General features: G+C 64.5%; 15 protein-coding genes and 1 tRNA gene. 7 read left to right on the forward strand and 9 right to left on the reverse strand.

The window, feature by feature from the left end:
- Positions 1-20: 20 nt before the first annotated feature.
- Complete coding sequence (locus HS053_RS04370) at positions 21-1,184, forward strand: deoxyguanosinetriphosphate triphosphohydrolase (protein WP_174209984.1); 1,164 nt, start codon at positions 21-23, stop codon at positions 1,182-1,184.
- Positions 1,185-1,262: 78 nt separating this feature from the next.
- Here HS053_RS04370 and HS053_RS04375 read toward each other — a convergent pair whose 3' ends face one another.
- Together HS053_RS04375 and HS053_RS04380 are read right to left on the reverse strand one after the other, a co-directional pair.
- Entirely contained in the window at positions 1,263-1,727 is a 465-nt protein-coding gene (locus HS053_RS04375) for a disulfide bond formation protein B (protein ID WP_174209985.1), read from the reverse strand.
- Between the two features lie 8 nt (positions 1,728-1,735).
- Entirely contained in the window at positions 1,736-2,320 is a 585-nt protein-coding gene (locus HS053_RS04380; RefSeq protein WP_174209986.1) for a YqaA family protein, read from the reverse strand.
- 152 nt (positions 2,321-2,472) lie between these two features.
- Here HS053_RS04380 and ypfJ point away from each other — a divergent pair, with 152 nt between their 5' ends.
- The 5 genes from ypfJ (at position 2,473) to HS053_RS04405 (ending at position 16,034) form a co-directional block, all read left to right on the forward strand.
- The gene (ypfJ, locus tag HS053_RS04385) at positions 2,473-3,327 is read left to right on the forward strand and encodes a KPN_02809 family neutral zinc metallopeptidase (protein WP_174209987.1); all 855 of its coding nucleotides are present in this window, start codon (positions 2,473-2,475) and stop codon (positions 3,325-3,327) included.
- 183 nt (positions 3,328-3,510) lie between these two features.
- Positions 3,511-3,594, forward strand: a tRNA-Leu gene (locus HS053_RS04390).
- Positions 3,595-4,342: 748 nt separating this feature from the next.
- Complete coding sequence (locus HS053_RS04395; protein WP_174209988.1) at positions 4,343-6,613, forward strand: Hint domain-containing protein; 2,271 nt, start codon at positions 4,343-4,345, stop codon at positions 6,611-6,613.
- A gap of 305 nt (positions 6,614-6,918) precedes the next feature.
- On the forward strand, positions 6,919-12,084 hold the full coding sequence (locus HS053_RS04400) for a Hint domain-containing protein (protein ID WP_174209989.1): 5,166 nt from the start codon (positions 6,919-6,921) through the stop codon (positions 12,082-12,084).
- 221 nt (positions 12,085-12,305) lie between these two features.
- Positions 12,306-16,034 (forward strand): Hint domain-containing protein, encoded by a 3,729-nt coding sequence (locus HS053_RS04405; protein ID WP_174209990.1) that lies wholly within the window; start codon positions 12,306-12,308, stop codon positions 16,032-16,034.
- Here the strand turns inward: HS053_RS04405 and HS053_RS04410 are convergent.
- Positions 16,020-16,613 (reverse strand): nucleotidyltransferase family protein, encoded by a 594-nt coding sequence (locus HS053_RS04410; RefSeq protein WP_174209991.1) that lies wholly within the window; start codon positions 16,611-16,613, stop codon positions 16,020-16,022. The two genes, HS053_RS04405 and HS053_RS04410, sit on opposite strands and share 15 nt — an antisense overlap.
- Positions 16,614-16,743: 130 nt before the next feature.
- Between HS053_RS04410 and HS053_RS04415 the strand changes: the two genes are divergently transcribed.
- The gene (locus HS053_RS04415; protein ID WP_174209992.1) at positions 16,744-17,775 is read left to right on the forward strand and encodes a DUF2332 domain-containing protein; all 1,032 of its coding nucleotides are present in this window, start codon (positions 16,744-16,746) and stop codon (positions 17,773-17,775) included.
- 71 nt (positions 17,776-17,846) lie between these two features.
- Here HS053_RS04415 and HS053_RS04420 read toward each other — a convergent pair whose 3' ends face one another.
- The 6 genes from HS053_RS04420 to HS053_RS04445 form a co-directional block, all read right to left on the reverse strand.
- The gene (locus HS053_RS04420; protein WP_174209993.1) at positions 17,847-20,267 is read right to left on the reverse strand and encodes a GcvT family protein; all 2,421 of its coding nucleotides are present in this window, start codon (positions 20,265-20,267) and stop codon (positions 17,847-17,849) included.
- 182 nt (positions 20,268-20,449) lie between these two features.
- Positions 20,450-21,754, reverse strand: coding sequence for a branched-chain amino acid ABC transporter permease (locus HS053_RS04425; protein ID WP_174209994.1), 1,305 nt, complete (start codon positions 21,752-21,754; stop codon positions 20,450-20,452).
- A gap of 1 nt (position 21,755) precedes the next feature.
- Positions 21,756-22,760: a branched-chain amino acid ABC transporter permease gene (locus tag HS053_RS04430; RefSeq protein WP_174209995.1), complete on the reverse strand. Its 1,005-nt coding sequence runs from the start codon at positions 22,758-22,760 to the stop codon at positions 21,756-21,758.
- Positions 22,760-23,473, reverse strand: a complete 714-nt coding sequence (locus tag HS053_RS04435; protein ID WP_174209996.1) for an ABC transporter ATP-binding protein — start codon at positions 23,471-23,473, stop codon at positions 22,760-22,762. The genes HS053_RS04430 and HS053_RS04435 overlap by 1 nt, the downstream gene beginning before the upstream one ends.
- Positions 23,466-24,257 (reverse strand): ABC transporter ATP-binding protein, encoded by a 792-nt coding sequence (locus HS053_RS04440; RefSeq protein ID WP_174209997.1) that lies wholly within the window; start codon positions 24,255-24,257, stop codon positions 23,466-23,468. The genes HS053_RS04435 and HS053_RS04440 overlap by 8 nt, the downstream gene beginning before the upstream one ends.
- 121 nt (positions 24,258-24,378) lie before the next feature.
- Positions 24,379-25,569 (reverse strand): ABC transporter substrate-binding protein, encoded by a 1,191-nt coding sequence (locus tag HS053_RS04445; protein WP_174209998.1) that lies wholly within the window; start codon positions 25,567-25,569, stop codon positions 24,379-24,381.
- Between the last annotated feature and the right edge of the window lie 39 nt (positions 25,570-25,608).

Raw genomic sequence — 25,608 nt, forward strand, 5'->3', positions numbered from 1 at the left:
GACCGAAGAACGAGGCTTTCATGCTCGCCCCCTTTGCCTGCCTGCCCGACGCCTCGCGCGGCAGGCTCTACCCCGAGCGGATGTCGTCCTTTCGCAGCCCGTTCCAACGCGACCGCGACCGGATCATCCACTCCAGCGCCTTCCGGCGGCTGAAGCACAAGACGCAGGTCTTCGTCGAACATGAGGGCGATTATTACCGCACCCGCCTGACCCATTCGATCGAAGTGGCGCAGGTGGCGCGCACGATTTCCGGCGTCTTGCGCTTGAATACCGATTTGGCCGAGGCGATTGCGCTGGCGCATGACCTTGGCCACACCCCCTTTGGCCATACCGGCGAAGATGCGATGGAGGCGTTGATGGCGCCCTATGGCGGGTTTGACCACAATGCGCAGGCGCTGCGGATCGTTACCCGGCTGGAACGGCATTATGCCGATTTCGACGGGCTGAACCTGACATGGGAGTCGCTGGAAGGCATAGCCAAGCACAACGGCCCGGTGACGGGGCCGAATGCGGACAAGAAACATGACGGCCCCTTGCCCTATGCGCTGGCCGAGGTGAATGCGCTGTGGGATCTGGAACTGGACACCCATGCCAGCGCCGAGGCGCAGGTGGCGGCGATTGCCGATGACGTGGCCTATTCGCACCATGATCTGCATGACGGGTTGCGCTCGGGCCTGTTCAGTGAATACGACCTGATGGAACTGCCGGTCACCGGCCCGGCTTTTGACGAGGTGGACCGGCTTTACCCCGGCCTTGAAAAGATGCGCCGCCGGCATGAGGCGCTGCGCCGCGTCTTCGGCCGCATGGTCGAAGATGTGATTGCCGTGGCGCAGAACCGGCTGGCTTCGGCGCAGCCGCAATCGGTGGGCGACATCCGCCATCTGGGAACCACGGTGATCCGCTTTTCCAAGCCGCTTTATCAGGAGCTGAAGGCGATCCGGTCTTTCCTGTTCCACCGGATGTATCGCGCGCCCTCGGTCATGGCCGAACGGGCGCGGGTGACGCAGGTGATCAACGGTCTTTTCCCGCTGTTCCTGACCCGGCCCGAACTTTTGCCGCAGGAATGGCGTGCCGATATCGAGGCGGCGGCAAGCGAGACGGAACTGGCGCGGATCGTGGCCGATTACGTCGCGGGCATGACCGACCGCTTTGCCTTGCAAGAGGGGCAGCGGCTGTTGGGCTAGGCCGGGATGGGCAGATTGCCCATCCTACGTTGGCGCATCCGTCGTCGGGTAGGATGGGCAATCTGCCCATCCTCCGGTTCAGTCGCGCCGCGATGCCAGCAGCCAGATCCCGGTCAGCAGCAGCGACAGGATCACGTTCCAGCCCGGCATCGAAATGCCCATGAACATCCATGCGATCTTGTCGCAGGCGGCGGGGGCGCCCACGCTGATGTCGGTGTTCAGCAGATCGGCGCCCGACAGGCCCTGCATCGTGTTCACGGTGCAGGTGGCCAGCCCTTCCCACCATTGCTGTTCGACGCCGACATGGAACAGCCCGATAGCCGCCGAGGCCAGTGTCGCCAGTGCCCCCAGCACCGGCAGGAACCGCCCGCCGAAGGCCAGCGCCACCAGACCCAGCGCCACCGCCGCCGCATGGGGCCAGCGTTGCCACAGGCACAGCACGCAGGGCGCCAGCCCGCCCAGATACTGAAAGGCGAAAGCCCCCAGCAGCAGGGCGAGTGACCCCCCGGCCGCGAGCAGGATCAGCAGATTTCGCGCCGACATCTCAATCCTCATGTAAAGCGCCAGACCATCCAGCCCAACGCACAGACCGCCGCCAGCCCGCCCGCGATCCAGCCAAAGCGGCGGGCGACAAATTCGGCCATCGCCGCACCATGCCGCCGCAACAGCCATGCCAGCAGGAAGAACCGCCCGCCCCGCGCCACAATCGCCGAAACCACGAACCAGGTCAGATCAAAACCGACCAATCCCGACAGGATCGTGACGACCTTCATCGGTGGCAAGTGCGAGAATCCGGACGTGACAAGCATCAGCAGCACCGCCTCGTTCCCGGCGCCGACGCGCAGGGTCTCAAACGCCTCACGCTTGCCATAGAAGTCCAGCAGCGGTGCCGCGATCAGGTCGAAGGCGTAAAAGCCGATCATCCAGCCGAAAACCCCGCCCAGAACCGAGGTGACGGTGGCGATCAGCGCATAGCGCATCGCGGCATCCGGCCGGGCCAGACACATCGGGATGAAGAGGACATCGGCAGGAATGGGAAAGACCGAGCTTTCGACGAAGCTCACGGCGCCCAACGCCTTGGGCGCATGGCGCGAAGCCGCCCAGCGCAGCGTCCAGTCATAGAGCCTGCGGAACATCCGGTCTCCTCATGGCCGTGCGGTTGCGCGGCCTTTACCCGGCTCCCTTTTGCGCGCACGGGCGCCAAGGTCAAGCAGGCTGGTTGCACGGCTTCGTGAGCGGGCTATAGACTGCCGATTGCAGGGTATCGGTATCGGTCGGGAGGGTCACCATGGAATGGCGCGGACGCAAAGGCAGCAGCAATATCGAGGACCGCCGCCGCGCCTCGGGCGGCGCACGCGCCGGCAGCATCGGCGGGGTCGGGCTTCTGGCGGTGCTGGCGATCGGCTGGTTCCTGGGAATCGATGTCACGCCCTTGCTGAACGATCCGGGCCTGACGGGCGGGCAGGGCGAGCAAGAGACCGAACTGACCGAAGCCGACAAGACCGCGGGTTCCTTCGTTTCGGTCACCCTGGCCTATACCGAGGCGATCTGGGCCAGTGAATTCCGCAAGCAACTGGGCGAGACCTACAAGCCGGTGACGCTGGTGCTGTATAAGGGCGTCACCCCCTCGGCCTGCGGCAGCGCCTCGGGGGCGACGGGGCCGTTCTACTGCCCGGGCGACAAGAAGATCTATCTCGACACCGATTTCTTTGCGACCATGCAGAACCAGTTGGGCGCCGGCGGCGATTTCGCCATGGCCTATGTGGTCGCGCATGAGGTGGCCCATCATGTGCAGGACGAACTGGGCATCCTGGCCGAGGCCAATCAGGTGCGCGCCCGTGTGAGCGAGGCGGAATCCAATGCCATTTCGGTGCGGATCGAATTGCAGGCCGATTGCCTGTCGGGCATCTGGGCGCGCGGTGTCGCGCAGCAGTTGGGTGCCATCCACGAGGGCGATTTCGAAGAGGCGCTGAATGCCGCCCGCCAGATCGGCGATGACACGTTGCAGCGCAACGCGGGCCGGGTGCCGATGCCGCATACCTTTACCCACGGCACCTCGCAGCAGCGCGCCCGCTGGTTCGAGATCGGCCGCGCCTCGGGGCGGATGGCCGATTGCGATACCTTCGCCGCGCGCAAGCTTTAGCTGCGTTGACGCGGCGCGGCGCAACGGCTAAACCACCGCGCAGACGGAACCTTGGGCAATGTCGGGCACCCTTGCGGTGCTTTGCCTTGGGGGCCGGGCCGGAGGAAGCAGGTGCTTCCGCCCGGCAACAGGGTGACCGCAGCCGGGTTTTCCTCCGGCTCTACCATGCGGGCGCCGGAATGTGCGGGTGTGGCGGAATGGTAGACGCGACAGACTCAAACTCTGTTTCCGCAAGGAGTGTCGGTTCGAGTCCGACCACCCGTACCACCTCCCAATATGGTTTATTTTGTGGCGAGGCGCCTTCCGGCGCGCACCTGATTCGGCCTTTGCCAAGATTAACAGTGGCTTGGGTTGAAATGATGATCTCCCAATCGCAGGATTGGCCACGACCGGGGAACAGCGCGCCGAAAATGTGGCGGCCAAACGGCAGGAAGATGAAGCAGGGTTAACACAATTCGGCCGACGCCGTTTGCGTCTGCGCGCGAAACGATCACGGGGGTGGCCATACCACCCTGGGATGAACTCTTCGGGATTTCCTGCGGTTGTCGGGCAAAGGTGATGCAGTCTGTTTCCGGTGTTGCAACAATTCCAGCCAGATCAACAGCTTGCGCGGCGTTCCTTGGTCGCCTTGCCGCCGCGGCCTTGCCGCAATCCTGACTTTTTTTACTTTCCGTAAGGCTTAACAAAGTCTACTTAGAAGCTGTCTCTTCGGAGATATGCAGGCCGTGGGGGCGGTCGTTTGAAGGTGCGCGTCGCAAGACGCGAGGAGTGTGAAGTTACTGTTGCCAGACACATGAACCGCTGCGGTCATGTGAACGCCCTGAAAATCAGGACTATGTGAACCGGATCGTTTTCCGGGGCTGGTCACGTCTGCTTCCTCGACCTTCGACGACAGGCCGCGATGGCGCAGGGCCGGGATACCCCGGCACGGCGCCGATCCGAGGGTGCCTTTGGCACCGCGGGCACTGGGATCGGTTGGGCCTTTCGGGGCCGCTGCAGGAACGAGGAACGGACTATGCCGGTTTACGCGCTTTACAATTTCGATGACACCGACGGCATCGCAATGGACAGCGCGCTCGGCAATGGCAACCAGTTCGGCTATTACCTGAACGGGGCGACCGCTGCGGTGGGTCAGGTCGTGCTGGATGGCCAGAACGATCTGGTCAAGATCACCCCCGATGCCGCCTTCCAGATGGATCGCGGCACCCTCGACATCAGTTTCAGCCTGAACGACAGCCCGCTGACCGCCGGCCAGACCGTGCTGTCGCGTGACAGCGCCGGTCTGACCGATGGCGCCTTTCGGGTGGAGATCGCCGCCGATGGTTCGGTCGTGATCACCCATGAAAGCGCCGGGGCCGCGACGACCTATCAAACCGTGCCGGGCTTTGCCAATCCGGGCGACCAGATCAGCCTGAGCTATTCCTGGGATCAGGGCGGCGCGGGCGGGGCCCTGATCCTGAACAACACCACCACGGGCGCCAGCTTTGCCGAGGATGTGCCCAACACGCTGACCATGGATCAGGGCAGCCTGAACCAGCCTTGGGTGATCGGCGCGGGCCAAGCCAGCGGCACGGCGCAGTTCGATCAGAATTTCGGCGGTGCGGTGAAGGTGTTCCAGCTTTCCGACAGCGTGGACAATGATGGCCCGCTGCGCGATGGCATCATCTTCGGCACCGCGGGCGCGGACCTGATCGACGTGGATTACACCGGCGACTTCGATGGCGACCGCATAGACGGTCATGATGCCGTGCTGCCCGGCGCCTTGCCCGATGACGACCGCATCTATGCCGGCGAGGGCAATGATACCCTTCTGTCGGGCAATGGCGCGGATCTGGCCTATGGCGGACCGGGCGATGATGTGATCGACACCGGCACGCAGGGCGCCGCGCCGCTGCCCGACCGTGGCTATCCCGGGCTTTATGCGGCGGACGCCGATCCGATGGACGACCGCGACACCGTGTTTGGCGGCGTCGGCAATGACACCATCCGCACCGGCGACGATGCCGACGAGGTTCACGGCGGCACCGGCGACGATTCCATCGACGGCGGTTTCGACGATGACACGATCTTTGGCGACGACGGCAATGACACGATCCTTGGCGCCGAGGGTTCGGACGAGATTTACGGCGGCGAAGGCGACGATCTGATCTATGGCGGCTACGCGCCCGGCACCCCCGATGCCGTGAACCTCCGCGACGATCAGGGCGACCTGCGTGCCGACAATGGCCGCGATTTCATCGTGGGCGGCAATGGCGATGACACGATCTTCGGCATGGACGATGCCGACACCCTCTATGGCGGCGAGGGCAACGACTCCCTCGACGGCGGCATCGACAATGACGAGGTTTATGGCGGCGCCGGCAATGATACGCTGGCGGGTGGTCAGGGCAATGACACGATCGACGGCGACTTCGGCAATGACGTGATCCTGGGCGGTGCCGGGGCCGATATGCTTTATGGCGGCGACGATGCCGATATCTTCGTGGTCGGTTCGGCGGCGGATGGCGCGGGCGACACGATCAATGGCGGTCTGGGCGTCAATGACTATGACACGCTGGACCTGCGCGGCACGGCGCCGTTCCGCCTGACCGGGGTTGTCACCGATATCGACGGCAACGGCATCGACGGCACGGTCGAGTTTCTGGACAGCGACGGCAATGTCACGGGCGCGCTCTCTTTCACCAATATCGAAGAGATCATCCCCTGCTTTACCCCCGGCACGCTGATTGCGACGCCCCGGGGCGAGGTGCCGGTGGAAAACCTCAAGGCCGGGGATCGGGTCATCACCCGCGACAACGGCATTCAGGAAATCCGCTGGCTGGGGCACAAGGCGCTGAACTGGTATGATCTGGCGGCGAACCCGCATCTCAAGCCGGTGCTTATCCGTCAGGGCAGCCTTGGCAACGGCCTGCCCGAGCGCGACATGATGGTGTCGCCCAACCACCGGATGCTGGTCGCCAATGACCGCACCTCGCTTTACTTCGACGAGCATGAGGTGCTGGTGGCGGCCAAGCATCTGGTGGCTGCCAATGGCATCGGCGCGGTGGATGCGGCGGGGGCGACCTATATCCACTTCATGTGCGACCGCCACGAGGTGGTGCTGTCGAACGGCGCCTGGACCGAAAGCTTCCAGCCGGGGGACTATACGCTCAAGGGCATGGGCAATGCCCAGCGGACGGAAATCTACGATCTTTTCCCCGAGCTTAAGACCACAGCCGGGCGCGACAGCTATCAGGCGGCCCGCCGGGTGCTGAAGCGGCACGAGGCGATGCTTCTGGTCAAGTAAGGTTATGCAGCGCAGGCGGGGTGGCCCCATGGCCCCCGGCAGGCAGGGAAAGGGGTGCCGCAGGGCGCCCCTTTTTCTTTTGTTTCGCCGCGAAGACGCATTGTTGCCAATCCTGCAACCATTGGCGGATAAACCAAAGATTTTATTGATATTCTAGGGATTTTCGCCGGGTTTTCGCCGCAATCCGCCGCAGCACTTCCGCAATCCTCGCATCCTTCCGCCCCATTGGCCTGCCATATCTGCCGGCCGGGAGCCTGCTGTTGCGGGGGCATTCCCGGTGCAGCGTGCATGAGTGGGTGGACGAAATGGCGATTGCCAACGAGCTGACGATCAATACCGGTGCGACGGCGCTGGACATGGCCAATGCGATCTTTGGCGATGGCATCACCGTGGTTTCGGCCAGCTATACGGGCGCGACGGTCGGTTCGGGCATCTACTCGGGGGCGAACACCACCACGCCGGGCATTTCACCTACGGATTCGGGCGTGATCCTGTCCACCGGGCGGGTGACGGATTTCACCAATTCCAGCGGCACGACCGACACCAACACCGCGACCGGCACGGGCACTGATGCGACCGGCGGGGTCGATGGCGACAGCCAGTTGAACGCCATTGCCGGGGCGACGACCTATGACGGCGCCATCCTGAACGCCAGTTTCATTCCCGACGGCAACATCATCACGATGCAGTTCGTCTTTTCGTCCGAAGAATATCCCGAATACGTTAACGGCGGCTATAACGATGCCTTCGGCGTCTGGGTGAACGGCACCTTCGTTCCCGTGACCGTTGCGACGGGCGGGCAGGTGTCGATCGACACGGTGAACCCGCTGTCGAACCCGAACCTCTACCACTCGAACGCCAGCGACACTTACAACACCGAGATGGACGGCTTTACCGTCGTTCTGTCGTTCAAGGCGCCGGTAAATCCGGGGCAGGTGAACACGATCAAGATCGGCATCGCCGATGCGGGCGATGCGGTCTATGATTCCAACCTGATGATCATGGGCGGCAGCATCCAGACCTATGCGCTGGCCTATGACGATACGATCCAGCTTACCGCCAATTCGACCCGCACCTTCGACATTCTGGCCAATGACCGCGACGATACCGGCGCCGGACTGAACATCACCAAGATCAACGGCACCGCCGTGGTGCCGGGTCAGACGGTGACCCTCTCTACCGGCGAGAAGGTGACGCTGAACGCCAACGGCACGGTGACGGTGCAATCCGATGGCGATATCGGCAGCAACACCCTGACCTATGAGATCGTCGATTCCGACGGCAATACCGATGTCGGCTATATCACCGTCAAGACGGTGGGCACCGCGGGGCCCGACGGCATCGTGCAGGGCACGGGCGGCGATGATCTGATCGACACCAGCTATCTGGGCGACCCGGACGGCGACCGGATCGACAACAGTGACGGCCGCGGCATTGAAGGCACTGTCGGCAACGACGACCTGATCCTGGCCGGTGCGGGCCATGACACGGTGAATGCCGGTGCGGGCAATGATGTCATCTATGGCGGTTCGGGCAACGATCAGGTTTCGGGCGGGGCGGGCAATGACCGGGCCCATCTGGGCGCGGGCGATGACAGTTTCGGAACCGCCGCCGACGATGCCGGCAATGACACCGTTTACGGCGACGGCGGCAATGACACGATTTCCACTGGCACGGGCAATGACGCGGCCTATGGCGGTGCGGGCAATGATGTGCTGACCGGCGGCAGCGGTGCCGACTATCTTGCGGGCGATGACGATGCCGACACCTTCTATGGCGGCGGCGGCGACACGATTATCGGCGGCGAGGGCGGCACGGACAACGACCGGCTGATCGCAACCGGCGTGACGAATGTGCTGTTCACCCCCGGCAATACCGAAGCGGGGACGGTGACCTTCAGCGACGGTTCGACCCTGACCTTTACCGAGATCGAGCAATTCACCCTGAACGGCGGCAACCGGGACGGTTTCGTTCAGGGCACCGCCGGGGCCGATTACATGCCGGTGGGTTATGTCGATGCGCAGGGCGACATCATCGACGGCGGCGACAGCATCTTTCCCGATGCGCAGCCGGATGATGACGGCATCATCGCGGGCGCGGGCAATGACACGGTCGATGGCGGCGCGGGCAAGGATTTCATCTATGGCGGCACCGGCGAAGACAGCCTGCTGGGCGGCGCCGGTGACGACACCATGCAGGGCGACGAAGACAACGACATCCTGCATGGCGGCGAGGGCGACGATTATGTGCGCGGCGATGCAGGCAATGACATCGTTTACGGCGACGCGGGCAATGACTCGGTCTATGGCGGGCTGAACGACGACATCGTCTATGGCGGCGCGGGCAATGACTTTGGCTATGGCGGCTATGGCAATGACATCGTTTACGGCGGCATCGGCGACGACACGCTGACCGGCTCGGACGGCGATGATGCGGTTTATGGCGACGAGGGGAACGACTCGCTCCTCGGCTCGATCGGGAATGACACGTTCTACGGCGGCACCGGCAATGACCTGATGCAGGGCGAGGCCGATGCCGATGTCTTCTATGGCGGCGGCGGCGATACCGTCATCGGCGGCGAGACGGTGACGACGGGCACCGACAATGACACGCTCTATGTGACCAACGTGGACCGGGTGGAATTTGCCGGTGACGATCCCGAAAACGGCGTGGTCTATTTTCTGGACGGCACCCGGCTCGACTTCTTCCAGATCGAGCGGGTCGCGGTGGACGGGGTTCCGGTCGTCACGCCGAACTATATCGTCGAAGGCACCGCGGCGGGCGAAGTGATCGACACTGCCTATACCGGCGATCCCGGCGGCGACCGGATTGACGCCAGCGACAATGCCGGTGGCAACAATGACGATCTGGTCATGGCGGGCGGCGGCAATGACACCGTGCGCGCAGGCGATGGCGCCGACACCCTTCACGGCGAGGCGGGCGACGATCTGTTGCAGGGTGGTGTCGGCGCCGATGAGCTTTATGGCGACGCGGGCAACGATCAGTTGCAGGGCGATGAGGGTGCTGACCGGCTCTATGGCGGCGCAGGTAACGACGCGTTGCAGGGCGGCGCGGGCAATGACACGCTGGACGGCGGCAGCGGCGACGATGCGGCGGACGGCGGCGCGGGCGATGACAGCTTTCATCTGTCCACCGGCTTCGGTAACGGCAGCATCACCGGCGGCGAGACGGGCGAAACCGCGGGCGATACGCTGGATCTGACTGGCCTTTCGGGCGTGGTCAGCGTGAACCTCACGGCGGCCAATCCCGAAGCCGGCAGCGTCAGCCAAGACGGCAACACGACCACCTTCACCGAAATCGAGACGATCCAGCTTGGTGCGGCGACCGAAACGCTGGTGCTGGCCGATGGGTCGGGGGCCGATGTGGTGCGCGGCTTTACCGCGCCGGTGCAGAACCCCGATGGCAGTTATAGCGGGGTTGACCGGCTGAACGTCGCGGCGCTGCATGACGGCGAGGGCAATCCGGTCAATGCGCTGGATGTGGTGGTCGGCAACGATGGTAACGGCAATGCCGTGCTGACCTTCCCCAATGGCGAGACGCTGACCCTGATCGGCGTGGCACCCGCGGCGGTGACCGATCCTGCGGCGCTGGTCGCCATGGGCATCCCGCTGGGACAGGATTACATTGTCGAGGGCACAGCGGGCGGCGATCTGATCGACGCGGGCTATGCGGGCGATCCCGAGGGCGACCGGGTGGATGCGGCTGATAACCAGACCGGCACCGATGACGATGTGATCGAAGCTTATGGCGGCAATGACACGGTTCATGCCGGGGCGGGCAATGACCATGTCGATGGCGGCACCGGCGATGACGACCTGCACGGCGGCGCGGGGGCGGATACGCTTCTGGGGGGCGACGGGGTTGATTATCTTTGGGGCGAGGCCGGCAACGACAGCCTTGATGGCGGCGCGGGCGACGATGTTCTTCTGGGCGGCGATGGCGATGACAGCGCCGATGGCGGCGCGGGGGGCGACATCCTCACCGGCGATGCGGGCAATGACACGCTGTCGGGCGGCGCCGGGGTGGACACACTTTATGCCGGGGCCGACGATGACCAGGTATCGGGCGGTGGCGACGGCGACCTGATTTATGGCGAGGCGGGCCGGGACAGCCTTTATGGCGGCGATGGCGATGACACGATCTATGCCGGAACCGAGGACGATCTGGTCGAGGGCGGCGGTGGCGCGGATTCGGTCGATGCCGATGTCGGCAACGATACGGTTGACGGCGGCGAGGGTGATGACACCCTCTTCGGGCGCGGCGGCGATGACAGCCTGATCGGCGGCAGCGGCGACGATCAGGTCTATGGCGGCGAAGGCGACGATACCCTGTCCGGCGATGCCGGCAATGACGTCGTGGACGGTGACACCGGCAATGACATGCTGTCGGGCGGCACCGGCGACGATACCCTTGCCGGAGACGAGGGCGACGATGCGCTTGCCGGGGGGGAGGGCGCCGACGAGCTTTACGGCGGCATTGGCAATGACACGCTTTACGGCGACGAGGCGGCGGACGGACCGGGTGGCAATGATCAGCTTTACACCGGCGCCGGGGACGATCTGGCCTTTGGCGGTGCCGGCGACGACCTGATCTATGGCGAGGGTGGCAATGACACCCTGACCGGCGGCACCGGCAACGACACCATGGCGGGTGGTGACGACCGCGACACCTTCTATGGCGGCGCGGGCGATGTGATCGATGGCGGCGAGGGCGGCGACGATTATGACATCCTTGACCTGACCGGCTGGGGCCATACCGCGACCGAGGTTGATTATGACCCGCTCAACCCCGAAAACGGCACGGTCCGTTTCCTCGATGCCGATGGCAACCTGACCGGCACCCTCAGCTTCAGCAATATCGAGAAGGTGATCGCCTGTTTCACGCCAGGCAGCCGGATTCTGACCGAAGCGGGCGAAAGGGCGATCGAGGATCTGGGGCTGGGCGACCGCATCCTGACCCGCGACAGCGGCTGGCAGGATATCCGCTGGATCGGGCGGCGTGACCTGACCGCGGCCGAGGTTGCAGCCGAGCCGCGTTTTGCCCCGGTCTGCATCGCCAAGGGGGCGCTGGGTAGCGGCCTGCCCGAGCGTGACATGAAGGTCAGCCCGCAGCACCGGTTGCTCTTTGCCGGGCCGCGCGCCGAATTGCTGTTCGGCGAGCATGAGGTGCTGGTGGCGGCCATCCATCTGGTGGGTCAGCCCGGCATCACCCGGGCCGATCCGGGGGCGGTCAGCTATATCCACCTGCTGTTTGAACGGCACGAAATCGTGCTGGCGGACGGGGCCTGGTCGGAAAGCTTCCAGCCGGGGCAGGCAACGCTGGACGGGCTTGAGGCCGCGCAGCGCGATGAGCTTCTGGCATTGTTTCCGAATCTCGCGGAATGGAACGCCTATCCGGCGGCCCGTCTGGCGCTCAAGGCGCGGGAGGTTCAGGTGCTGCTGGCCGCCTGATTGTGGCAAAGCCGCGGTTAATCGCGCGATTTGCCTTGAATTGATCGTATTTGGCAGGGGGCGGGTCCGGCAATTGCCGGATTCGCGCCCCGCTTTGTTCACCTCCGCCCGGTAATTTCGAGCCATCGGAAACGGGTGGCGCGATGTCTTCTGCGGATTTCAGACGGATTGCCAAAGGCCAGCGCCCCGTTGCCGGGATCGAAACGGTGCGGGGGTAAGCCATGGCGACGATGAACAGCGGCTTGGGCGGCAGCACCGGCTACGGCGAAAATTCGTTCAAGGCGTCCAGCTATTCCGGCAACCTTGATGACGGTTCGGTCAGCGTCAACATCTCGTCGGTGTTCGGCCCGGCGGGGATGAACGTCTACGGCACCTCCTACAGCTCGATCTACATCAACACCAACGGGCTGGTGACCTTTGCCAGCTCGAACCACACCTATACGCCCTCGACCGCGCTGACCGCGATGGGGCAACCGTCGATTGCCGCCTATTGGACCGATATCGACATTTCCAAGGGCGGCGACATCATCTGGGATCTCGACCCGACTTCGGGCAAGGTCACCATCACCTGGCTAAACGTCGCGCCCTATACCGGCAGCGGCACCAACAGCTTCCAGATGGTGTTGACCGCGACCGGCGGCGGCGATTTCGATGTTGAGTTCATCTATGGCAGCATCGGCTTCACCAACGGCTATACCGGGCAGGCCACAGTCGGCATGTCCAACGGCACCAACAGCCAGATTCTGGCCGAAGGTTCCAGCAATGCGGCGATGCTGGCCACCTATGCCCACAATGATTTCGACACCAACGATCCGCTTGGCGTCTTCTCGCTGAGTTCCGAAGGCGGTGTTCCCGCGGCGCTGGATGGCATCGTCGATGGCACGGCCGGAAACGACCTGATCGACACCAGCTATACCGGCGACGCCAATGGCGACCGCGTGGATAACGGCGACGCCACGGGCTATGCCGGCACATCGGGCAACGGCGACTATATCCGCGCCGGGGCCGGCAATGACACGGTTCATGCCGGTCTTGGCAATGATCAGGTGTTCGGCGGCTCGGGCGCAGACAGCATCACCGGCGGCTATGGCAATGACACCATCGACGGTGGCAGCGAGAACGACACGATCGACGGCGGCTCGGGCCATGACAGCATCGAAGGCGGCACCGGCGACGATGTGCTTTACGGTGGCGCGGCGGGCGCGGGCATCAGCTATACCGCCTCTTACACCGAGGTCACGGCGGCGACGCAATCGGTCGCGGGCACCTCGGGGCGGCCGAACTTCACCGTCCAGACGGTTTCGGGCGACAACAACCTGACGGCCGGCACCTCGGGGACGGTTTCGGGTTGGCGGATCGGCAACGGCGACTCGACCGAGACGCATACCCACACCATGTCGTCGCAGGTGGCGGGGGCACAACTGCTCGTCACCGGCTTTGACGCCAACGAACAGATGACCCTGATCATCGATGGCGTGACGCTGAACCTGACCACGGCGATTGCCAATGGCACCGTCAGCCTTGCCGGGACCGGCTATACGATCGACGGCTCCGGGCGGCTGGTGCGCACCTCGGGCGCATCGGGCAATGTCGGCACCATCACCATCAACGTGCCCTTTTCGTCGCTGACCGTCAGCGCCACCGGCAGCAACACCAACAACAGCACTTCGGGCTTTTATTACGAGCTTTATGTCAACACCGTGCCAGTGCCGCAGGCGGCCGAGGGGGCGGGAAATGACACGCTTTCGGGCGGCGCCGGCAATGACCAGCTTTACGGCGGCGACGGCAATGACAGCCTGTCGGGCGGGGCCGACAGCGACACGCTTTATGGTGGCAACGGCAGCGACACGCTCAACGGCGATGCCGGGGCGGATTCGCTTTACGGTGATGCGGGGACCGATCTGCTGAACGGCGGTGACGGCGCCGACCAACTGTTCGGCGGCGCGGATAATGACACGCTGAACGGCGATCTGGGCGACGACACGCTTTACGGCGGCGACGGCAATGACAGCCTGTCGGGGGGTGACGGCAACGACCGTCTGTTCGGCGAGGCCGGGGACGATTCGCTTTACGGCGGCATCGGCGATGACAGCCTTGTGGGCGGCGACGGCAATGACCGGCTGTTTGGCGGCGACGGCACCGATACGCTCTTGGGCGATGGCGGCAATGACAGCCTTGATGGCGGTGCCGGGGCCGACAGCCTGTTCGGCGGCATCGGTGATGACACGCTCTTGGGCGGCACCGGCAATGACACCCTCATGGGCGGCGACGGCACCGACCTGATCTATGGCGGCGACAATGACGATCTTTTGTCGGGCGAAGCCGGGAGCGACACGCTCTACGGTGGTCTTGGCAATGATGTCCTGTCGGGCGGCAACGATGCCGACAGCCTGTTCGGGGACGAGGGCGACGACACGCTGCGTGGCGACGGCGGGCATGACACGCTGGACGGTGGTGCCGGAAATGACCTGCTCGAAGGTGGCGACGGCAATGACAGCCTTGTGGGGGGGGATGGCGATGACCGGCTGTTCGGCGGCATCGGCGATGACCGGCTGTTCGGCGGGGCGGGCAACGATTCGCTCGATGGCTCTTCGGGGGCCGACAGTCTGGTGGGCGGCGGCGGCAATGACACCCTCAGCGGCGGCGACGACAATGACACGATCAGCGGCGATGACGGCGACGACCTGATCTATGGCGGTGCGGGCGCCGACAACCTGTCGGGCGGCACGGGCAGCGATACCATCACCGGCGGCGCCGGGGCCGATCTGATCTCGGGCGGCGCCGGGCAGGATTATGCCGATTACAGCACTTCGGGCGCCGGGGTGACGGTGGATCTTGCCGCCGGAACCGGGTCGGGCGGCGATGCGCAGGGCGATACCCTTAGCGGGATCGACGGCATCTATGGCTCGGCCTGGGATGATGTGCTGCTGGGCTATGACGGGCAGGGCTCCACGCCGGGCGATCTTTTCACCAATGTTTTCTACGGCGGTGCGGGCAATGACAGCCTCGACGGCCGTGGCGGCGATGACCTGCTTTACGGCGGCGCCGACAATGACACCCTGCGCGGCGGTGCGGGCAATGATACGCTTGACGGCGATGCCGGCAATGACCTGATCGAGGGTGGGACGGGGGCCGACCTGATCTATGGCGGCATTGGCAATGACACGATCATCGGCGGCCCGGGCGACACGGTGGATGGCGGCGAGAATGCCGGCGACAATGATGTGCTGGACCTGTCGGCCTGGGGCTGGTCGCTGACCAACATCACCTATGACCCGCTGAACGGCGAAAACGGCACGGTGGAATTTCTGGATGCCGCAGGCGCTGTCATCGGCACCATGGCCTTCAGCAATATCGAGAAGGTCATTCCCTGCTTTACCCCCGGCACGCGCATCGTGACCGACCGGGGCGAGGTGGCGGTTGAGGATCTGGTGGCGGGCGATCTGGTGCTGACGCGCGACAACGGCTTGCAGCCGCTGCGCTGGGTTGGGCAGCGCAAGCTCAGTCTGGCCGATCTGATCGTGCAGCCGAAACTGCGCCCGGTGCGCATCGCGCAGGGCGCGCTGGGGCAGGGATTGCCCCACCGGGAGATGAAGGTGTCGCCGCAACACCGGATGCTGATGGAAGGCTGGCAGGCCGAAATGCTGTTTGGCGAGGGCGAGGTTCTGGTGGCCGCCACCCATCTGACCGGCCTGCCGGGGGTGGAGCAGGTGTTGACCGGCGGGGTCACCTATGTTCACATCATGTTCGACCGGCATGAAATCGTGCTGGCCGACGGCGCATGGAGCGAAAGCTTCCAGCCGGCGCAGCGGATGCTCGACGGGATGGGCGGCGAGGCGAGCGAAGAAATCCTGACGCTGTTCCCAGAACTTGCCGCGATGGATGTGGCCTTCCCCTCGGCGCGGCTGACGCTCAAGGCGCATGAGGCGCGGGTGCTACTCGCCGCGTAGGGCGCGCCATTCGGCCCAGGCTTCGGGTGTGTCGAGGTCGGTCGTGGCATGGGCGCCGGGCAGGGCGGTCAGGCGCAGCCGGTCGCTGTGCTGGCGGATCACCGCGCGCGCGCCCTGATCGCCTTCAAGGCGCAGCAATTCCGGCCGCGTCCAGCCGGGAAAGATCACCGGATGGCCGGGTGTGCCGTCTGCGGCGGTGCCGCGGTGGATCAGTTCGGGGGCGTCCTGATGGGCGCGGACCATCTGGATCAGATCGTCGGCGGTGATTTCCGGCAGATCGGCCAAGAGCAGCATCACCGGCCCCGCAGGCATCGCCCGCAGCCCGGCAACCAGACTGGCCGCCATACCGGGGCCGGGGTCCGGCACGGTAACCGCGCGCAGGTTCAACCCTGCCAATGCCGCGCCCCGGCCCGGGCGGTCGGGCGGCAGCGCCACCGTTACCGACCAGCCGGTTGCCAGCGCCGCCCGCGCGATCCGCGTCAGAAGCGCTTCGCCGTCAATGAGTTCCAAGAGCTTGTCGCCACCGCGCATCCGTGTGGCGGCCCCGGCAGCAAGGATCAGAATGGCGGGTTCCGGCATGGGCCTCTCCTTTTGCATCAGCCTAGGGTGCCCCGCCGGCCAAGGGAACCGTGATCACCAATTGTATCATATGGGTCATTATCATTGACCTATCTGCCTGCCGTGGCAGGTTGCCATCAGGAGGTGACCCATGCGTGACGATCTGATTGTGGCCTTTGAGGTGCAGGCCCGGGCCTGTGACGGGCTTGGTTCGCCCTTTACCGCGCGGCTGATGCGGTTGTTGCCGGAGCTGGTTGCCGATGAAAGCGGGCTGGGTCGGCTGATGGCAGGGTGGCCGGGCGACCCCGGCCCATCCGGTGCCTCGCTGCCGCTGCGCTTGGCGGGCGGGCTGCATCATCTGGTGCTGACCGGGCAGGCGGATGATCTTGCCGCCTGCTATCCGCCGCAGGAGGCGCCGGGGATCGCCGCGGCACTGGCCCGGGTCTTGCGCGCCGAAGAGGGGTTTCTGACCGGCTGGATGGCCAATACCCCGCAAACCAATGAGGTGGGGCGCAGCGCCGTCCTGCTTGCCGGGGCGGCTGCGGTGGCGCACTGGTCGGGGCTGCCATTGCAGGTGTCGGAACTGGGGGCGAGTGCCGGGCTGAACCTGAACTTTGCGTGCTATAGGCTTGATGTAGCAGGCGTTTCTCTGGGTGATCCCGATGCCGCGCTGGTGCTTGAGCCCGATTGGCGCGGGGTGCCGCCGGTGCCGGGTGGGGTTGCGGTGGCCGAGGCGCGGGGCGTCGATCTGAATCCGCTGGACCCGGGCGCGGACGGGTTGCGGCTGATGTCCTATGTCTGGCCCGATCAGGCTGCGCGGCTGGCCCGGCTGCGGCAGGCGCTGGATGTGGCGGCGGTGGCCCCGCTGCAGGTGGACAGGGGCGAAGCGGCGGATTGGCTTGAGTCGCGGCTGGCGGCGCCGCCGGAAGGGCGCTGCCATCTGGTGTGCCACACCATCGCGCATCAGTATTTTCCGGCGGCTTCGCAGAACCGCATCGCCGCCGCGATGGCAGAGGCAGGCAGCCGGGCCACGCCTGCGGCGCCACTGGCCTGGTTGGCGATGGAGGCGGATGCTACCCCGGGCAGCGCCGCCGTCACCCTGCGGCTTTGGCCGGGTGACCGGCAGGTCGCCCTTGGCCGCGCCGGGTTTCATGGCCAATGGCTGGAATGGCGCGGGCTTTGAAGCTTGCCCGTGCCCGCTGCGTGTCTGTCCCGGTTTGCCTCCAATCTGATTCAGATTGACGGCAAACCGCTTTAGCCCCGCATCCGTCCGCCATCATCCCAGAGCGGCGCGAGGTGGACGGTCGCGCGGCGCCGTTCGCCCAGAATTTCGATCTCGCAGGCCAGCCCGTCCTGCACCTTGTCCGCGGGCAGAAAGCCCATGGCCACCGATTTGCCCGTGCCATGGCTGAACCCGCCCGAGGTGCAGAAGCCGACCACCGCGCCCTCCAGCCAGATCGGTTCCCATGCCACCACGTCGGCGTCCTTGGCATCGACGACAAAGCTGACCAGCCGCCGCTTTGGCCCGGCGGCCTTTTCCGCCGTGGCGGCGGCCTTGCCGATCCAGTCCGCCTCTTTGTTCCAGCGGATGAAACGGTCCAGACCCGTCTCGCAGGGGGTGTAGTCGGGGCTGAACTCGCGGCCCCAGCTTCCGAACCATTTGTCCAGACGCAGGGACATCATCGCGCGCATCCCGAAGGGGCGCAGGCCCAGATCGACGCCCGCCGCGGTGAGGGTGTCCCACAGGTGGCGCACTGACATATGGTCGCAAAAGATTTCATAGCCCAGATCGGCGGTGTAGCTGACGCGCTGAACGATGCATTTCGCCATGCCCACGGTGATCTGCTTCACATCCATGAACCGGAACGACTCGGCCGAAACATCGGCGCGGGTCACGCGCGACAACAGCTCGCGCGCTTTCGGCCCGGCAATCTGGAAGCCGCTGCGGGCGTCCGAGACGTTTTCCACCGTCACCCCGTCCATCGCGTTCTGCTCGAACCAGCGATAGTGCCAGCCCTGCGCGCCATAGCTTGCGGTCAGTTGGAATTCGGTTTCCGACAGGCAAGACACGGTGAAATCGCCGATGATCTTGCCGGAATGGGCCAGCATCGGCGTCAGCGACAGACGCCCGACCTTCGGAATCGCCCCGGCCATGATGCGGTCCAGCCAGACCCGCGCATTCGGGCCTTTGACGATATATTTGCCGAAATTCTGCAATTCGTTGATGCCGACGCCCTCGCGCACCGCCATCACCTCTTGCCGGGTGGCCTCCCATGCGTTCGAGCGTTTGAAGGTCGGAGTTTCATAGGTCGGCTCGCCGGGCAGGGCGTAGTAGTTCACCACTTCCAGTCCATATTGCTGGCCCCAGACGGCGCGGAGCGCGGTGTTGGTGTCATACATCGGCGTCGTGCGGAAGGGGCGGGCTGCCGGACGTTCCTCGTTCGGGTAGCCGACCGAGAAGCGCATCTGATAATTCTCGATCACCTTCGGCACGGTATAGCCCGGCGTGGTCCAGGTGCCGAAACGCGACACGTCAAAGCCGCGCGGGTCACGCTCGACCTCACCCTCGATCATCCATTGCGCCAGCGCCAGACCCATGCCGCCGCCTTGGCTGAACCCGGCCATGACGGCACAGGCGGACCAGTAGTTCTTCAGCCCCTGCACCGGCCCGATCAGCGGGTTGCCATCGGGGGCGAAGGTGAAGGGGCCGTGGATCACCCGCTTGACCCCTGTCCGCTCCAGCACCGGGAAGCGGCGATAGGCGAAGTTCACCGAATCTTCGATCTTGTCGAATTGCTCGTTCAGCAACTCATGGCCGAAATTCCACGGCGTGCCATCGACCGACCACGGCTCACAGGGTTTTTCGTAAAAGCCGATGCAGAGACCCCGGCCCTCTTGCCGCAGATAGCTTTCGCCACCCGGGTCCATCACATGCGGGAACTCGCGGCCGGATTTCAGGATGTCCATGATCTCGGGGATATCATCGGTGACCAGATACTGGTGCGCCATCGGCAAAAGCGGCAGGTAAACCCCCGCCATCGCGCCGATTTCGCGCGCCCAAAGGCCGCCTGCATTCACCAGATGCTCGCAGTAAACGGTGCCCTTTTCGGTCACCACTTCCCAGCCCTCGGCGGTCGGGTTGGTCTCCAGCACCCGGTTGTGCAGCACGATTTCCGCGCCGCCCATCCGCGCGGCCTTGGCATAGGCATGGGTGGTGCCCGAGGGGTCAAGGTGGCCGTCAAGTGGGTCATAAAGCGCACCGATGATGCCGTTCAGGTTCACCATGCCATCGGTGAATTTCTCGATTTCAGCCGGCCCGAGGATTTCGGTGTCCAGACCCATATAGCGGTGCTTGGCGCGCTCGGCCTTCAACTGGTCAAAGCGTTCCTGATTGTCGGCAAGGGTGATGCCGCCGACGTGATGCAGCCCGCAGGACATGCCAGTGATCGCCTCAAGCTCCTTATACAGCCGGATGGTATAGCCCTGTAGCGCCGCCATGTTGGTGTCGCCGTTGAGCGTGTGAAAGCCGCCCGCCGCGTGCCAGGTGGAACCAGAGGTCAGTTCCGACCGCTCGATCAGCATGACATCCGACCAGCCGAGTTTGGTCAGGTGATAGAGAACCGAACAGCCAACGACACCGCCGCCGATCACGACAACGCGGGTATGGGTTTTCATGGGGCAAACCTTCCGATTGGGGCGTCTTGGCGCCGCTTTGGTTCTGAATATCGGCTTTTGACGGTATCGTCGGCACATCTGCGACTGTATTTTGTCGCTTTTGAAATTCGGGCAGGGGCCGAGAAAAAGAAAAACCCCCGGCGCCAAGGGCACCGGGGGTTTATGAGGCGTGGCAAAGGCGCCTATTTCTCGGGGATCAGCCCCCTTGGCGCAAAGCGCAGCACCACCAGCAGGACCACCCCCAGCGTGATCAGCCGCAGATGGGCGGCGCTGTCGATCAGGTGGGTCTTCAACTCACCCGCCGGCAGCGGCGCCGTCAGATAGCCCATGAAGACCGGCCCGGCATTTTCGACGATCAGCCAGAGCCAGCCGATCAGCAACCCGCCCAGCACCGACCCCCAGTTGTTGCCCGAACCGCCCACGATCACCATGACCCAGATCAGGAAGGTAAACCGCAGCGGGGTGTAGGCGGTGGGGGTCAACTGCCCCTCCATCGAGGTCATCATCGCCCCCGCCAGACCCACCACGGCCGAGCCGATGATGAAGATCTGCAAATGTCGCTTGGTGACGTTCTTGCCCATGGCGGCTGCGGCAATTTCATTGTCGCGGATGGCGCGCATCATGCGGCCCCAGGGGCTGTTGAGCGCCCGTTCGGACAGCCAGATGATCGCCAGAAGCACGGCCCCGAACAAAAGGGCATAAAGCAGCTTGACCAGAATGCTCGAAGTGGTGACCGGATCGACCCCCCAATTCGCCGCCGCTTCAAGATAGGCGGGGTTCACCTGCAGATCGACTTCCTTTGGCACTGGCCAGGGACGGGGCAGGTCGATCAGGTTCTTCACCCCGCGCGCCAGCCAATCCTCGTTCTTCATCACCGCCAGAACGATTTCGGCAATGCCCAGCGTGGCCACCGCAAGGTAGTCCGAGCGCAGCCCCAAAGCCACCTTGCCGATCACCCAGGCGGCGGCGGCGGCCATCAGCGCCCCCACCGGCCAAGCCAGAAGCGAGGGAAGCCCCAGACCGCCGATATTGCCGGCAAGGGCGGGGTTGTTCGCCTCGACCGCCATGACAGCCGGGTCCAGCACCGCGCGGTAGATGAAGAAGGCCGCGACCAGCAGCGCCGACAGCACCAGCGTCCGCGCGGTGCCCTTGGCCATCTTCCGCCAGGTGAAGATCGACAGCAGAATGGCCGCCGCCGCAAAGACCAGCGCCAGCACGATGCGCGGCCCGCCCGCTTCCCAACCGGCGGGAACCGGCTTGCTGGACACCAGCACCACCGCCAGCCCGCCAAGGGCGACCGAGCCCATGATCCCGGTCGAGAACAGCCCGGCATAGCCCCATTGCATGTTCACGCCCAAGGCCATGATGGCCGAGAGCAGCCCCATGTTCAGGATTTGCAGCGACAGGTTCCAGCTTTGGGCAAAGCCGGTGATGACGAACAGCAGCCCCACCGCGCCGAACAGAACCAGATTGCGATATTGCTGCATGTCATTTCCCCTTGAAGAGGCCGGTCGGCATGACCAGCAGCACGATGATCAGGATCGAGAAGCTGACGGCCACCTTGTAATCGGTGGACAGCGCCTGCAACAGCCCGTCGCCCAGCCATTCCGGCGGCAAGAGATAGGTCGCCACCTTCTTCCAGGCATAGGTCACGATCACCTCGGAAAAGGCGATGATATAGCCGCCCGCGATGGCACCCAGCGGGCTGCCCAGCCCGCCCACGATGGCCGCCGCGAACATCGGCAGCAGGAGACCGAAGTAGATGAAGGGGCGAAAGCTTTTGTCCAGACCGTAAAGCGTGCCCGCAATCACCGCCAGCGCCGCCGCGATGATCCAGGTCACCTGCACCACCCGGTCGGGGTTGATGCCCGAGAGCAGCGCCAGATCCTCGTTATCGGAAAAGGCGCGCATCGACTTGCCGGTGCGGGTCTTTTGCAGGAACCAGAAGAGGGCCGCCACGCAGATCACCGCCACCACAACCGTCACCGCCGCCGTGGTCTTGATCGCCAGCGGTTCTGCCAGGCCGGTGATGTCCTTGAAGGTCTTGGGGTCGAGGAGAAAGCGCGAGCCGTCGGCAAAGTTGCGCTCCTCCACACCGATCAGGATGCGGACAAGGCCGTTCATCACGAACATCACGCCTGCCGAAACGATCACCAGAATGATCGGCGCCGCCTTTTGCTTGCGGTAAAAGCGATAGACCACGCGGTCGGTGCCCAGCACGAAAAGCGCGGTCACGATGATGCCGAAGGGCAGGGCCAGCAGGGCCGTGGGCAGCGGCCCGGCAGAGATGCCCCAGGACTGGAAGAGCCAAGTGAACAGGATCACAAAGGCAGTGCCGAAGGCCATGGTATCGCCATGGGCGAAGTTGGAAAACCGCAGCACGCCAAAGATCAGCGTCACACCCAGCGCGCCCAGCGCCAACTGGCTGCCATAGGCAAGGCCCGGCACGAAGACGAAGTTCAGAAAGGCCACGAAGGCGTTGAGAATGTCCATCAGTTGCCCCCCAGGAACGAGCGGCGGACCTCTGGGTCGGCCATCAGGGCTTTGCCGGTATCGGTAAAGCGGTTGGCGCCCTGCACAAGGACATAGCCCTTGTCGGCAATCTCAAGCGCCTGCCGGGCATTCTGTTCCACCATCAGGATGGAAATGCCCGTCCGGGCAATCTCGATGATGCGGTCGAACAATTCGTCCATCACGATGGGCGAGACGCCTGCGGTGGGTTCGTCCAGCATCAGAACCTTGGGCTGGGTCATCAGCGCACGGCCCACGGCCACCTGTTGCCGCTGGCCGCCCGACAATTCGCCTGCGGCCTGATGGCGCTTTTGCTTGAGGATCGGGAACAGGTCATAGACCTGCGCCATGGTGTCGGCGATGTCTTCCTCGCGGATGAAGGCGCCCATTTCCAGATTTTCCTCCACCGTCATGGAGGTAAAGATGTTGTGGGTCTGCGGCACAAAGCCCATGCCCTTGCGCACCCGGGCCTGCGGCGTGAGCTTGGTGATGTCTTCCCCCGCCAGCTTCACATGGCCGCCGCGCAGGTTCAGCATTCCGAAGACGGCCTTCATCGCGGTGGATTTTCCGGCGCCATTCGGGCCGACGATCACCGCGATCTGGCCTTTCTCGACCGAGATAGTGCAGGCGTGCAGGATATCGACCGGGCCGTAACCCCCCGTCATCGCCTCGCCGATCAGGAAGGGTTCAGCCATGGGCGGCCTCCTCTTTGACCTTGTTCTTCAGGCCGGTGCCCAGATAGGCCTCGATCACCCGTTCGTCATTCTTGACCTCGTCCACCGTGCCCTGGGCCAGAACCTTGCCCTCGGCCATGCAGATCACCGGGTCGCAAAGCCGGGCGATGAAATCCATGTCATGTTCGATCACGCAGAAGGTGTAACCGCGTTCCTTGTTCAGCCGGATGATCGCGTCGCCGATGGTGTTCAGAAGGGTGCGGTTCACCCCGGCTCCCACCTCGTCCAGAAAGACGATCTTGGCATCGACCATCATGGTGCGGCCCAGCTCCAGAAGCTTCTTCTGCCCGCCCGAGATGTTTGCGGCGCGCTGATCGGCCAGATGGCTGATCGTCAGGAAGTCCAGCACCTCATCCGCCTTGTCGCGGATGCGCTTTTCCTCGTCGGCAACGGCGCCGCGGCGGAACATCGCGTTCAGCAGGCTTTCGCCCGATTGGCGGGCGGGCACCATCATCAGGTTTTCGCGCACCGTCATCGAGCCGAATTCATGCGCGATCTGGAAGGTGCGCAGCAGCCCCTTGTCGAACAGCTCATGCGGAGCAAGGCCGGTAATGTCCTCGCCTGCCATGGTGACGCGGCCCGATGTGGGCGGCAGGCGGCCGGCGATCACGTTGAAAAGTGTAGTCTTGCCCGCTCCGTTCGGGCCGATCAGCCCGGTGATCGAGCCGGCGCGGATCTCCAGCGAGGCGCCGTCAACGGCACGAAAGCCGCCGAAATGCCTGTGAAGGTTTTCGACCTTGATCATGTTTCCCCCTGTCCGGGCTTTGCGTAGCCTGTGCCGCCTTTTTTCGCCGGGCGGCCTCTTGTTTGGACAACGGCCCGGGCAATGCCCGGGCCGTGCCGATCTGTCAAGCTTGCGCCGGTGATCAGCGGAACTTCACGGTTTCATACTTGCCGTCCTTGACGACAAATTCGCGGTAGCGGCCCGCGGATTCGCCGGGTCCGATCAGTTCGACCCCGGTGGCGCCTTCATAGTCGATGTCGGTGCCCGCCGCGATCAGTTCCAGCGCCTTGGCGAGTTCGCCCGCATAGACCTTTTCGCCCGGAGCATTGGCGACATCCATCACCTTTTCCTTGTAGACCTTGGAGTCGGTGGTGCCCGCAGCCGCCATCGCCAGCATGATCAGCGCCGCAGCGTCATAGCTTTCCGCAGCATAGGCGCCCGAACCGTCGAAGGACGGGTTCGCCGCCTTGCCGGTTTCGATCAGGTAGTTCATACCCTGCGCGTCCGAGTTGGCGTGCTGGCCGTAAGAGCCGTCAAGCGCCGGGCCGATGGTTTTGGGAAGGTTCTCGCCGACCATGCCACCCGGCAGGCCGAAGGTGCTGAACGCGCCGCTGTCGAGCGAGGCCTGGATGATGCCCTTGCCACCCTGATCGAGATAGCCGGCCACGACCAGAAGGTCGCCGCCCGCCGCAGCCAGCGCCGCCACTTCGGCCGAGTAATCGGCCTTGCCGTCGTCATGGCTGGCGTTGATGGTCACGGTGCCGCCCTTGGCGATGAAGGCATTGGCGATGGATTCGGCCAGACCCTTGCCGTAATCGGTGTTGGAATAGGACAGCGCGATCGACTTCACGCCATGCTCTTGCAGCACGTCCGCCATCACTTCGCCTTCGCGGGCGTCCGAGGGGGCGGTGCGGAAGAAGAGGCCGTCATCGGGGTCGGCCGACAGTGCGGGCGAGGTGGCCGAGGGCGACACCATCACGATGCCGTTGGGCATGGCAACGTTGGTCAGCACGGCACGGGTCACGCCCGAGCAGTCGCCGCCGATGATGCCCTTGACCCCTTCGGCGGTGATCAGGCGTTCCGCGGCGGCGGTCGCCGCAGCCGAATCGGCGCAGGTCGAGTCGCCGCGCACGGAAACGAAATTCCAGCCATTCGGCGCCTTGCCCGAGGCATTCACCTCGGCCATCGCATTTTCCGCAGCAGCGGCCATGTGGCCGGTCAGAGATTCAATCGGGCCGGTGAAGCCGATCAGGATGCCGAGCTTGACGTCTTCAGCCGAAGCAGCACCGACCATCGCCAGCGTGGCTGCCGAGGCCATGAGCATTTTTTTCATTGGTAGTCTCCCTGTTTGGATCGTGATCCTGCGCGAGAG

This window comes from Tabrizicola fusiformis (assembly GCF_013328815.1).
GTDB lineage: Bacteria > Pseudomonadota > Alphaproteobacteria > Rhodobacterales > Rhodobacteraceae > Fuscibacter.

Coding starts and splice junctions, on each gene's coding strand:
- HS053_RS04370 (WP_174209984.1), top strand. CDS start 21: ATGCTCGCCCCCTTTGCCTGCCTGCCCGACGCCTCGCGCGGCAGGCTC.
- HS053_RS04375 (WP_174209985.1), bottom strand. CDS start 1,727: ATGTCGGCGCGAAATCTGCTGATCCTGCTCGCGGCCGGGGGGTCACTC.
- HS053_RS04380 (WP_174209986.1), bottom strand. CDS start 2,320: ATGTTCCGCAGGCTCTATGACTGGACGCTGCGCTGGGCGGCTTCGCGC.
- ypfJ (WP_174209987.1), top strand. CDS start 2,473: ATGGAATGGCGCGGACGCAAAGGCAGCAGCAATATCGAGGACCGCCGC.
- HS053_RS04395 (WP_174209988.1), top strand. CDS start 4,343: ATGCCGGTTTACGCGCTTTACAATTTCGATGACACCGACGGCATCGCA.
- HS053_RS04400 (WP_174209989.1), top strand. CDS start 6,919: ATGGCGATTGCCAACGAGCTGACGATCAATACCGGTGCGACGGCGCTG.
- HS053_RS04405 (WP_174209990.1), top strand. CDS start 12,306: ATGGCGACGATGAACAGCGGCTTGGGCGGCAGCACCGGCTACGGCGAA.
- HS053_RS04410 (WP_174209991.1), bottom strand. CDS start 16,613: ATGCCGGAACCCGCCATTCTGATCCTTGCTGCCGGGGCCGCCACACGG.
- HS053_RS04415 (WP_174209992.1), top strand. CDS start 16,744: ATGCGTGACGATCTGATTGTGGCCTTTGAGGTGCAGGCCCGGGCCTGT.
- HS053_RS04420 (WP_174209993.1), bottom strand. CDS start 20,267: ATGAAAACCCATACCCGCGTTGTCGTGATCGGCGGCGGTGTCGTTGGC.
- HS053_RS04425 (WP_174209994.1), bottom strand. CDS start 21,754: ATGCAGCAATATCGCAATCTGGTTCTGTTCGGCGCGGTGGGGCTGCTG.
- HS053_RS04430 (WP_174209995.1), bottom strand. CDS start 22,760: ATGGACATTCTCAACGCCTTCGTGGCCTTTCTGAACTTCGTCTTCGTG.
- HS053_RS04435 (WP_174209996.1), bottom strand. CDS start 23,473: ATGGCTGAACCCTTCCTGATCGGCGAGGCGATGACGGGGGGTTACGGC.
- HS053_RS04440 (WP_174209997.1), bottom strand. CDS start 24,257: ATGATCAAGGTCGAAAACCTTCACAGGCATTTCGGCGGCTTTCGTGCC.
- HS053_RS04445 (WP_174209998.1), bottom strand. CDS start 25,569: ATGAAAAAAATGCTCATGGCCTCGGCAGCCACGCTGGCGATGGTCGGT.